We start from the raw sequence: 11,999 nt of genomic DNA on the forward strand, positions 1-11,999 counted from the left end.
GCATTGATTTTCACCTATTGTATCTTTATTTTAGCAAAAAGGAATCTCTTCTCCTAATTTTTTGTTATACTTTTAATATACTATTATCTTTACGTATGCAGGTTTTTCGTTCTCTCCATTATAGAAATTTCCGTTTACATGTTATAGGACAAGCAATTTCCCTTATGGGGACCTGGATGCAGCGAATAGCCATCAGTTGGTTGGTCTATGAATTGACAGGATCAGTGTTTTGGCTTGGTTTTGTTCAGTTTATCTCCCTATTGCCCTCTTTGGTCCTGTCTCCATTTATCGGCAGTTTTGTCGATAAGCACAAAAAGTATAAATTGGTTCTGATGACCCAAATTGGTTTGATGATACAGGCTGGAATCTTGACCTTGGTCGTTTATCTGAAATGGGAGAGTGTCTTATGGCTTTCCATCTTGGGTCTTATACAAGGGGTTATTAATTCCTTCGATGTTTTGGGTCGTCAATCGCTGATGATGTATCTGGTTGGTGACCGTAAAGATCTGCCGAATGCCATTGCCCTGAATTCAACAATTTTCAATGGTGCCCGAATGTTGGGACCTGCAATAGGAGGTATTTTACTGAGTACATACGGTGAACTCGTCTGTTTTGCCCTAAATTTTATCAGTTTTGTTCCGGTCATTATTACATTGTTGATGATGCAGGTCGATGAAACCCATGTTCAACTGAGCAAGGGAAGCAATTGGGAAGGCTTGGTCGAAGGCTTTCGTTACCTCAAACGCTCACCGCATATTGCTTCACTGATTATTATCATGACATTCTCCAGCTTGATCGTTATTCCGTATACCTCGTTGCTACCTGCCATAGCGAAAGAAATGTTTCATGGCGATGAGCGTACGTTTTCCTGGTTTGAAAGTGCCGCCGGCTTGGGTGCAATGATTGGTGCATTTAATATGGCCCGTTTAAAATCGGGCACCAATTTGCGCTATCAGGTGATGGGTGCTGCTGCACTTATGGGAATTGCGTTATTGTTTTTGGCGCATTCAAGTATGCTGCAGATGGCACTCGTCTATGTGATGTTGGTGTCCTTTGCCATGATGATGCAAAACTCAAGTATCAATACCTATATTCATACGCATGCCATACCAATCTATCGCGCCCGGGCAATCTCGTATTACGTTATGGCTTTTCAGGGAATATTTCCCATTGGGACGTTGATGATCGGTTCCTTAGCGAGTTACAGTGGGCTTCGAATGACATTATACGTCATGGGTGGATTGGGGATATTGATCGCAATCGTATACTATGGCTATCTCCGGCTCCATATCCACAAACGCCTATTTAAGTTTTAATTTCCGGTTTCTTAATTTTAAGCTGCGTTTGGCATAATCAATGACAGCGCCATAGTCTGCAAAAATATCTCCACCCAATACGCCGATCACGGGTTCCAGATCCATCTGCTGATAGGCATAGTTGATCGAGCTTAAATCCAATACCGCCGTATTTAAGTTTTTTATCCGCCATTCACCTATGGTCAGACTCGGAATTTTCATGTTGAAACTCTCCATCGAATTGGTGCCAAGTCCTGTTGATAATGTTTCTGAAGGCTCAAGCTGTAATTGGTCTTCCAAAAGATGGACTAACTGTGTTTTGTCAAATACAGTTTTAGAGGCACCTGTATCAATCACCATCTTGAATGAACGGCTATATAATTCCACATCGACTAAAATATGTGTGCCCTGGCCCTGCAGATCCAGTAATTGAAATGGTACTGTTGTCATATAACCAAACATACCCAAAAAATCCCTTAAAAAAGAAATTTAAGGCCTCTAGCGTATGTTTAAAATGCCCTGAAAACGTTTATGCGTTAAGCCGATCATAAAAAAAGCTGTTATTTGAAGAATAACAGCCTTTCACCTTTTTATAGTTTATGCGCTACAGCGCTTTTATTTCTTTTAATACATCATTCATTGTACGCACTGCTTCTGCACTTTTACTGAATTTTTCTTTGTCCTCTTCATCCAGCTGAAGGGGGACAATCCGATCCCATCCTTTTTTATTAATGATAACCGGTACGCCAAGATTAATATCTTCTTGGCCAAATTCACCTTCGAGGTAAACGGATGCAGTAAATAACTTGTTTTGATCACGCACGATACTTTCGACCACTGCGGCTGTTGCGGCTCCTGGAGCATACCAGGCTGAGGTCCCGATTAGACTGGTTAGGGTTGCGCCACCAACCATCGTTTTGTGTACAATTTCGTCCTGCTCTTCCGGGGTAAGGAAATCAGTGACTGGAATACTGTTCCACGTGGAGTGCTTGATAAGTGGAATCATCGTTGTATCTCCGTGGCCGCCAATGACAATGGCATTGAGATCGGCCGCAGAAGCATTCAGTTTTTTGCTCAGTTGATATTTGAATCGGGCTGAATCCAATGTGCCCCCCATTCCAATGATTCTATTTTTTGGTAATCCACTTGATTTAAGTGCCAGGTAAGTCATGGTGTCCATGGGATTGGAAACGATGACAATGATAATATCCGGAGAATATTTTACCAGGTTCTCCACCACAGACTTGACAATATTCGCATTTGTGCCAATTAGTTCTTCGCGCGTCATTCCGGGTTTACGTGGAATTCCCGACGTAATGACGGCAACGGTAGAACCTGCAGTGGACAGATAGTCATTGGTTACTCCCTTGATTTTTGATTCAAAACCCAACAAGGCGGCAGTTTGTGCCATATCTTGCGCTTTACCTTCCGCAAATCCTTCTTTAATATCCAATAATACAATCTCTTCGGCGACATTTCGACGGATTAAATTGTCCGCTGTAGTTGCTCCTACAGCACCGGCACCAACAATAGTTACTTTCATATGTAAATTATTTGTTTATTCATGAGCTAATTTCCGCTTAAGAATTCATGCTGCCTTCGGCGGTTTTCTATGCCGTATAAAATATCCAGTCTCTCTTCACGAATGCGCGTATTCTTTACATGGATATTTCATGTGCATTGATGTGGATTAATAAATAATTCTTGAATTTAATCAATTATTGTTAGTAAATCAATGTATTTCGTGGGAATAACTTGTTTTTTGACATAATCGATAAGAAGGCAAATGCCATTGAACGAATAATGCATAATGATAGTGTCCAAAGGGTATGATTCTGATGGAATACCCCCCAAGAAAACAGGCCTGAAATTCGTTCAAGCCTGTTTTTTTTATCGTGTAAATCAAATTTTAAATCCTAGAATGGATAACCGATGGCTAAATTAAACATCAAATTATCCTTTCTCCATCTTGAACTTCCAAAGTCGATATCCTTAAATACCCAACGTTCTCCTTTGGGAAGATACGGGATGCGGAAAGGTATTGACATATCCGTACGTATGATCAGAAAAGTAAAGTCGAAGCGTAATCCAGCGCCACCGCCAACAGCTAATTCATTCAAAAAGTTCTTGCTGAATTTACCGCCGGGCTTGTTGACGTCATCCCGTTGCAACCACACATTCCCCGCATCAATGAACGCTGCCCAATGAACAAAGCCCGCTAATTTGGCTCTATATTCGGTATTCAGCTCTAATTTGATGTCACCGGTTTGGTCTGCATAGAAAAGCCCATTGCTTAATTTTTCAGGGGCAACTGTTCCGGGACCAATTGCACGAGCACCAAAAGCACGGATACTGTTAGGTCCACCCACATAATATTGTTTTAAATAGGGGAGTGACCGCGAGTTGCCATACGAATAACTTAAGCCCAGACTGACCCGCGAGGCAAGCTGCGAATTCTCCGACAATTTGAGATAATGTCTTCCATCGCCACTGATCTTGATGTATTGGGAAAAATACGCATCGAACAATTTGAAGGTTTTCCCTTTATTGAAATCTGCTCCCTTTATTAATCCGAGTATATTCCCCGAGAGGTCCAAGTTGCCTTTGAAATAAAAGGTATTTTTCAAATGCTGCTTCATCGTATTTTGAAACGTAAAGTTGTAATTTGGGCCAATCGTAAATTGTGGATCTATTGCATGCCTTAACGCCGGAATGGTATCCATTTGTTTTTGATAGTTTTCTGAGATCCCTTTAGGCTGGACATAGGTAATCTCCATTAAAGCAAGATCGTGCTGCTTCTCCTCAGACTCCTGCCAGATATAACCGTAATCCAATGCGATGGAATTTAAGGTATATGCTTTGCGGCGATTTAAAAATTCATACCGTCCTTTGACGTAAGTCTTCGGGATAAAACGCCGTGTCGGTGAAATCCGTCCAAAAGGGGACAATATCCGTGGAAAAGTCAGTGTAGCCTCCATCCCGTAACGGTAATAACTCGAATTGAGGTCAGCCGACCCACCGGTCTGGGTTTCATAACCACCGAATACATTAAAACTCAACTGCTCCGCGCCTTTAAATGCGTTGCGTAAAGTCCAGTTGACATTGACCTCGGTACCATTGTATACTGAGGCCATTTTTCCTAAAAGTTCCACACGGAGTGATTTCTTGGGCAATGGAGTTAAGTAGTAGTAGACGTCCAGTGCGTTGGGGACTTCTTTGCTGTCGACAAAGTTATTTTTGACAAACTTCCAGCTATTGAGATTCACCAGGTGGCTGATGGTTTGATTGTGGGCATTACGGTTATAGACGTCGCCTGGATGGAAGAAGATATGATTCGCGATCACAGGCTTTCTATACAGATGCTGGCGGTCTATAAAATAGTAACTGCTATCATATAGTTCCGCATTGCGGGTGGATCGCTGATAACCGGAGCTTGTTTCCGTGTAGTTCGGGAAAATGTAGATTTTATTGATCTTGGACGGTACCCTTGCCTGTGCCGGTGTCTCCTTTTTCACCGTAACATACATATCGACTTTGTTGTTCCGATGCGAACTGTCTACCTGAACTAGGATGTAATCGGGACTGAAATAATAATACCCTCTATTTTTGAGGTCATTGTCGATGCGGTCGCGCTCATTGAGGATAACATCTAAACTGTAATTCTTACCCACTTGCAAGAGGCTTTTATCCGAGCTCGAACGGATATCTTTACCCAACTGTGTTGTGCTGTCGATGTCGAATTGAACAGATCTGATTCGGTAGATCAGATTAGGCTTGGCTGTATAATTAATGGTTGCTTTTTTGTCTTCAACTAAGGTGTCCGATTTCACTTCCGCATTGAAGAATCCAAAATTCTCCAGACGATTGCGCAATAGGTTTTCATTATATTCGCGATTGACGTCGCTCAATAGTACTGGTTCTTCACCGATCTTCTTGAGGAATTTTTTAATGATGTTATTCCCCGCAGAGTCCCCGGCCATATTGTTGAAATAGAGCTTGAATGGCACGCCGGCCAAACGTTTGTTGGGCTTTGGCATCAGTGCAGCTTCTAAATGAGTCGCAATCTTTTCCTTATTTTCTTTGGATATCGTGTCCGAATCGACTATTACATTGCCCTTGACATATAAGCTTTCCCCTTCTTTTAGATTCTTGGTGGAAGAGCAGGATGCTATGAATGCAGCGCATGAAACTATTCCCACAATATACTTCAGTTTAGTTTGCATGGTAATTCCTTTCCTCATCTTCATTTTTTATAGCTGTCGTTCTGATGGTATCTATAGTTGATTTTGGACTATCGCTTTTCGGCGTACGTTTCGTTGAGTCCAGCTGTTGCTTACGTCTCTCTTTTTCTCTTTCCTCCATACGCTTTCTGTATTCAGGACTATGGGTCATCAAACTATCTCGGATAACGGTGCGTACACTGTCGCGATAGACTGAATCGGTTTCCATACGTTCTACATCGAAACGTTTTCTGAAACCCTTGCTATTGGTGTCGTAATACTCTTTGAGTTTTTTCGAACTCATCCAGATCTCCTTAAATCGGTTGTAATCCATATTGATGATAAATCCGATACCCGTTTCTACATATTGACCTTGGAGTGTAACCTGATATTGATTTTTACGATATACCCGCGCAAAATAGCGGCCATCTTGCGAAAGTTGGTAATCCAATTGGATATCTCCAGCAATGTTGTTGGCTGTTTCTCCCGGACGTGTATTTCCTTCAACTTCAAAATTAGAGCCAACGGTAATTTTTAAACGGTCATTTAAAAGCATTTTAGACACGCCGATATTCAGATCTGTTCGGGTCTGGCCAGCTCCAGTAGCGTAATCTTCTTCCGAAGTTAGGTTGAAGTCCAGCTCTACTCCGGTGATAAGCTCGGAGGCAAGGCGGTTCAATTGACCGCTCAGGAACGAACTGATGCTATTTCTGACAATGGCTTCCGTACCGCCGCCACCGGATAAACTCTCAAATGGATTGGTCGACATAAAGCGCCCCAAAACAATCAGTGAAAAGACCTGTTTGTTCAGCTCAGACGGATTTTCACGTAAGGTGGTCAAAGCATTATTAACCTTGCTAATCACATCTTGCGAAACAACCGAGTTGTTTTCGTCCAAGTCGATATCAAAATTTAGTTGCGGTTGGAACAGTTTGTCTGTAATCTTCAGTAAGACATTGAAAGGAATCCGCTGCTTGTACAAATTAGCGTTTTCCGACCCCAGCTGCGTCGCTACAAGTTCGAGGGTTGGTGCTTTGGTTGTGTATGCTGCCGTGATATTTAGCTGCGCATCCAAGGGATCTCCATTCCAAGTGATGGTACTTCCTTTTCGGAATGTAAAATCCTTTTTCACGGGGCCAAAACTGAAGGAATAACTTCCTTTGTCTACTGTAAATGTACCTGACAAGGTAATTTTGCTACTTGCATCAATACCGGCGTTCAGTTCCGCTTCACCCTGGATATTCAGTGCATCCTGTGAACCAGCATCCAAGAGGATCTTAAATTTGGCGTCCTTATCGGTTTGAAGATTTAGATCTACGTCGATTCCCGTCAATCGGGTAACAGTCATAGAATCTAATTTTGCAAATACATTGGCTCTTGTTGTATCACTCTTATCAACAAATTCGACAACACCTTTACGATCGGCCATCCCAGGATCCTCGTTTGGCATAACAAAGGTAAAGTCCGTATCATCTAACACCTTGATTGTCCCATCAACGATAGGCTTATCCAGATTCCCCCGAATGCGCAGGTTCGACGTAAGGTACATTTTACCATAAAACATGTCGTTGTCGCTTTGTGTTGAATTGAGTACCTCAAAATTGTCGGTATTGACATTGAGATTGAAATCAAAATCAGTATATGTTTTGGTTTCTATGGATCCCGTTACCTTGGCAATATTTCCTTTTTTGTCTTCCAATGCAAATTTTGGGAAAGTAATGCCTCTTTCATCCAAATGAATGGTTTCATCTTTCGCTTTGAATAGTGCATTCAACATAGCAATATTGAACTGAGCATCTTTAAACTTAACATCGCCGTTAATGCGGGGTTTGGATGGCGATCCTGTTATTTTTAACTGGCCTTCCAAGTTTCCCTTCGAGTCTTTTAGATAGCCCAGACTAAATGCCTGAACCGTCTGCATAGAAAGCGGTGCAATATCTAAAGTGAAATCCAGGCTTGCCTCTCCCTGGGGAGGACTGATAAAATCACCACTTAATACGACATTATTGCCATTTTCACTGATACTGATATTCGCATTATAGGTGTTTTCTTTTTGATTATTCACTTTTATATTGACATTACCAACGGTATCTTTTCCAATATAAAATTTATCGATCACAAGATCAGAAACAAATACAGGGCTGCTTTCTAGGCGTGATATCGTTGCCTGGCCATTAATGCCGCCGCCAAGATCGACTGTTTCACTTTCAAGCATTTTACTTAATGTCTCAATGCGGAAATTCTTAAATGCAATGTTGAGCGGCGAATTGAGCACACTATCCTGCGATGATATGCTCAGCTCCTGTCCTTTATTACTTAAGATAAAATCACTGGCCTGAATACCTGTGCTTCCAAATTTGAGTACATTGTTTGGATTTATCGTCCACTTGTCGTAGTTCAGCATAAGGCCGTCCTGAAGTAGGCTAAAAACGAATGCGCCATTATCAACGCGCATATTGGCACCCAAATGATACTGCTCTTTCTCTTTCTTGTCTTTTATCCAGAGACCGAAATCCAAATTGTTTTGGATGACTTTACCACTGAATACGGTATTCACCAGTTCAATATTGCTTACCTTGATTTTATTGATCAATGCCGAGTAATACAGTGTACTGTCGAGGGTATTGATATCCAAAGTAACGTTATTGATTTCAGTGCCATTATAGATTATTTTCGGTGCATCCAACTTGGCGAGAATCGTTTTTGATTGACTGTTAAACATACCATCCAATGTGATATCCGACATCTCTGTCAGTTCTGGCAAGAAATCTTTGATAAACTTAGTTCGCGTCAATTGGGCCGAAAACTCGATGTTCTGTGGGTCGTATTTGGGCACTTTAACAGCTTTGCCTGGTTGGTAATATACCTGTAAGATGTCTTGAACGGCATTCTGCAATTCTAGAATTTTGTATTTTCCGACCAAATGGGCGTTTAAAAAGTCCGATTTTAAAAGTAGCAAGTTGCGGCTAGTATCCGCTTTTGCAATTAGTGATATACTGTCTAGCGAGTAATAAGCATCATTGTAAACAATGGATGAATTGGTAATGTGTGCTTCTCCGTTCAAAAAATTTGGATCGGCTGAACTGAAATTTCCAACGAGTTTACCATGGTATTTGAACTCGTCATCCATCAATTTTAACTTTTTAAGATTGATAGTGTCTACCATAAGCTCAAAATCCACCTGTGGATACTTGGATTTCATATTGGCTGTCGCATTTAACTTCAATTGGATATTTGGATCAGGGCTGACGACAGCGGCTTTTATGTCCCCTTTGTCTGCTGTAAGATTCATATCGATATTCTGGTAGCGATAGCCCATGGCATCCATCCGATTTACTTTGCCATCAAAGTTGGCGACAAGCTTCTTGGGATCTGTTCCATGACCCTTAATTTTCCCTTCAAAGGAAAGTATGCCTAACGTACTGTCCATTTTCATGATCTTACCAATGTCAAAATCACGAATACTGACGAAAGCATCATAGGTTGTATCGCGGCCTATCATGCCTACTTTACCATTAAATTTGGCCGTCCCTTTCTCTGTTACCAACGAAAGATTGGTGTTAAACGCATTCATTCCGCCTTTAAAAGTTCCGGTAAGTCCGATTGTATTGGGTAATTCTATTCCGCTCGGCAACATTTTCTTTGAAACCAGCTTTTCGATATCCGAACGTCCTGTAGTCAATTTTTTTAAATTAAGATCCATGGACATTTTATCGACATTGGGTAGCCCCTTTAAATGTAGACTTGCAATAACACGTGTGTTGGACAGGGTTTGAAAATCAATTGCCGGAATATTGAGGTCATTTAACTTCCCGACAACGCGACCATCAATATTAAATTTTTTGTCCATCAACGGTTTCATCACCTGCATGGTGTCCAAAAAAGGAGCGAAATAGTAGATATCGCGCATATCAACACGGCTCTTTTTGATGGTTGCATTGACGTAGATCAGTTCTGGTTTTTTAGCGATAACATCCAAAGAAGGATAAGTTATTTTTAAGTAATCACGCAGCAGAGTGCGTGGCGTCTCTGCATATAGATTTTTGATCTCCGCACCGGTATTTGTATACTTAAAATCCCCCTTCAATTGCTTGATCACAAACCCCGATTGATCGGAGGCTACAAGTTCTTTGAGTGATCCACTGATGGAATCGGCACTGTAGTAAAGATCATTTAAACTGGTTTTCATCCCAGGGATCTTAATGTTGAAGTAATCAAAGCCTTTCATACGGGCCTGATTATCGTCTCTATAAGCTAAGCTTGTTTTATTGATCTGGATTTCTTTGGCAGAAACAACCCAGTTTATTTTGGTTGTATCCGCGGTGTTTTTCGCTGCTGCGTTTACTTTTTTCTGGATCTTTCCAAAGAGCACAGTATTGTCTGAACCGTCAAGATTGATCGTCTGAATATCGACAAGTTCTTTGTTAAGGTCGATCTTGTTAATGTCCGCATGGAGGTTCTTAATATAAAATTTGGTGTTCAACAGGCTAGACTGATCCTCGTAGCGTACTAAGATATTCGTCAGGTATGCGATCTGTATACCGACATCGGGAAGCAAGGCGGTTGTTTGTGCGGTTTTATCCGTAATGCCAAAGTCTTCGACCGAGGGAGCTGTACCGTCCTTAATCGGCCGCCATTGTTTCACTGTGGCGCTCAGACCATCTATTTTCACTTTTGGAAGATTGAAGGCCATGTTTTTTGTGAGGTCGAACTTTTTGATATTGGTATTTAGGCTGTTCAGGTAAACATCGGCACTTGTTCCAATGACGTCATCGGCATAAACAATATGAAATTTGTCAAATTTGACTTTATCGAGGTTAAATAGGAGGGCTGAACTGCTGTCTGCAGTTGCTGTGCTTTCTTTTTGGGAAGCGAAAGCTTTAACAATATAATCAAAGTTGAACGAACTGTCCGGCAATGTACGTCGAATTTTTGCAGTGATTCCTTCTGCTTCGAGACGCTGTATTTCAACTGTGTTTTTCAACAGCTTGAGCATATTGATATCAACAGCAATGCTTTTTCCTGCTACTAAGGTATCTTTACTTTGGTCGGCTAAATAGATATCCTCCAATACCAGTTTTTTAGGAAAATCAATATTAATGTAGCCAATTTTAACAGGGGTACCAATTTTGCCTTCTACATATTGCGTTACTTTTCCGGCAATATAATTCTGAACGGCAGGTATTCTGATTAAAAATACAATAAGAATAGCCAGCGCAATGATGACTCCAATAATCCACAATATTGTTTTAAAAGCAATTCGGGTAAATCTGTTCAACGTATTATTTGATTAAGTATCTATTAATAAAAATTAAAACGGAAAAAAGTTTGCTAAGTTTACAGATATTAACATATATCGCCACTATTTCAGCAAACTAAGATAAATTTGCCTGTAAATGCAAGTTTAATTTCTGTTTTATACCTGCTAGCAGATATTAGACAGTTTCTAATTTCCCTTATATAAAGTCATTATATCTTCGGGGCTGTTCTAAAAACACATCAAATAATTGACCAAACCATTCTAGCCGTACAAAGTTTTTTGTTTTTTAATTTTATGTTAATAAAAGCATTAAATACCTATTAATTTGTCAAAAAAATAGGTAATTAATACATGTAGTATTCTGTCGAATAGTTGTTTTGGGGAAGATAAGGCAATTATTCCATCAATTTTTTATACTTGCCCCAGTTTTCAAATACCACCCATAGCCATATAATGAAAAGTACGGCCCAAATAATTAATCCCAGTTGGCTGTAAAAAATCATATTGTGGGTAAAAATGCCAATGAGTATTGGAAAGATGACTAATGCACCTAAAGTTCTTGTCTTTGGAAAAATAAACAGTAAACCACTCAGGAGTTCGATAATTCCGACTAGTGGCATTAACCATTTTATCGTAGCAAAAGCCTCAAATACCTTTTTCATGTCCATATCCATAGGTGGCGTAGGCATATAATGAAAAAGCTTATCTAGCCCCGCATTGATGAAAAGCAAGGCAAATAAAATGCAAAGTATATTTTTAAAAATCTTCATAACGGTCAATTTTAGTTCATTATTTTACTGTTATCGTTGTTGGCGGATCAGTACTGTTATCCTCGTCATTTTTTTCTTCCTTGTTTGTATTTCGTTCTACAGTGATGGTACATTCTGTAAGCAATGCTGCGACAGCACCAATTGCTGCAAAAACAGGTGCTAAGATCAAGCCTATTGCGCCGATAGTCACCGGAAAACTCATGATTTCTTTACCATGTTTGTCCGCAATGCTGATTTTGCTCACATTGCCCTCGGCAATGATTTCCTTGATTTTCTGTAAAAGGTTTTCACCGTTAATCTGAAATGTTTCTTTGAATCCCATAATGCTATAATTTAAGTTCGCTCTTATAAAGTTATTCATTTTTTTACAGGAATCCGTATAAAGTTAATTGCATTGTTTGTTGCTGAGCAATTATAAAGTGCACTGTTTAAACGGGAGAACTTCATGTTGCAT

General features: G+C 40.4%; 7 protein-coding genes. 1 reads left to right on the top strand and 6 read right to left on the bottom strand.

The features are described 5' to 3' along the window. Positions 1-95: 95 nt before the first annotated feature. Positions 96-1,316: an MFS transporter gene (locus B2O97_RS03495; protein ID WP_286766935.1), complete on the top strand. Its 1,221-nt coding sequence runs from the start codon at positions 96-98 to the stop codon at positions 1,314-1,316. On the opposite strand, the gene B2O97_RS03500 is transcribed toward B2O97_RS03495, so the two are convergent. The 6 genes from B2O97_RS03500 to B2O97_RS03525 all read right to left on the bottom strand — a co-directional run bounded on the left by B2O97_RS03500 (position 1,302) and on the right by B2O97_RS03525 (position 11,867). Continuing rightward, positions 1,302-1,745 (bottom strand): retropepsin-like aspartic protease, encoded by a 444-nt coding sequence (locus B2O97_RS03500; protein WP_112376512.1) that lies wholly within the window; start codon positions 1,743-1,745, stop codon positions 1,302-1,304. The two genes, B2O97_RS03495 and B2O97_RS03500, sit on opposite strands and share 15 nt — an antisense overlap. A gap of 154 nt (positions 1,746-1,899) precedes the next feature. Further along, complete coding sequence (locus tag B2O97_RS03505; RefSeq protein WP_286766936.1) at positions 1,900-2,838, bottom strand: malate dehydrogenase; 939 nt, start codon at positions 2,836-2,838, stop codon at positions 1,900-1,902. A 373-nt stretch (positions 2,839-3,211) separates the two neighbouring features. Further along, the gene (locus B2O97_RS03510; RefSeq protein WP_236560277.1) at positions 3,212-5,536 is read right to left on the bottom strand and encodes a BamA/TamA family outer membrane protein; all 2,325 of its coding nucleotides are present in this window, start codon (positions 5,534-5,536) and stop codon (positions 3,212-3,214) included. Continuing rightward, complete coding sequence (locus B2O97_RS03515; protein ID WP_286766937.1) at positions 5,508-10,793, bottom strand: translocation/assembly module TamB domain-containing protein; 5,286 nt, start codon at positions 10,791-10,793, stop codon at positions 5,508-5,510. The genes B2O97_RS03510 and B2O97_RS03515 overlap by 29 nt, the downstream gene beginning before the upstream one ends. Before the next feature lie 377 nt (positions 10,794-11,170). Next, positions 11,171-11,545: a MauE/DoxX family redox-associated membrane protein gene (locus tag B2O97_RS03520; protein WP_070562952.1), complete on the bottom strand. Its 375-nt coding sequence runs from the start codon at positions 11,543-11,545 to the stop codon at positions 11,171-11,173. 19 nt (positions 11,546-11,564) lie between these two features. Further along, the gene (locus tag B2O97_RS03525; RefSeq protein WP_070562949.1) at positions 11,565-11,867 is read right to left on the bottom strand and encodes a DUF4342 domain-containing protein; all 303 of its coding nucleotides are present in this window, start codon (positions 11,865-11,867) and stop codon (positions 11,565-11,567) included. Positions 11,868-11,999 lie beyond the last annotated feature (132 nt).

The organism is Sphingobacterium sp. UBA865 (assembly GCF_002295765.1).
Classification (GTDB): domain Bacteria; phylum Bacteroidota; class Bacteroidia; order Sphingobacteriales; family Sphingobacteriaceae; genus Sphingobacterium; species Sphingobacterium multivorum.

Coding starts and splice junctions, on each gene's coding strand:
- B2O97_RS03510 (WP_236560277.1), bottom strand. CDS start 5,536: ATGAGGAAAGGAATTACCATGCAAACTAAACTGAAGTATATTGTGGGA.
- B2O97_RS03495 (WP_286766935.1), top strand. CDS start 96: ATGCAGGTTTTTCGTTCTCTCCATTATAGAAATTTCCGTTTACATGTT.
- B2O97_RS03505 (WP_286766936.1), bottom strand. CDS start 2,838: ATGAAAGTAACTATTGTTGGTGCCGGTGCTGTAGGAGCAACTACAGCG.
- B2O97_RS03500 (WP_112376512.1), bottom strand. CDS start 1,745: ATGACAACAGTACCATTTCAATTACTGGATCTGCAGGGCCAGGGCACA.
- B2O97_RS03520 (WP_070562952.1), bottom strand. CDS start 11,545: ATGAAGATTTTTAAAAATATACTTTGCATTTTATTTGCCTTGCTTTTC.
- B2O97_RS03525 (WP_070562949.1), bottom strand. CDS start 11,867: ATGGGATTCAAAGAAACATTTCAGATTAACGGTGAAAACCTTTTACAG.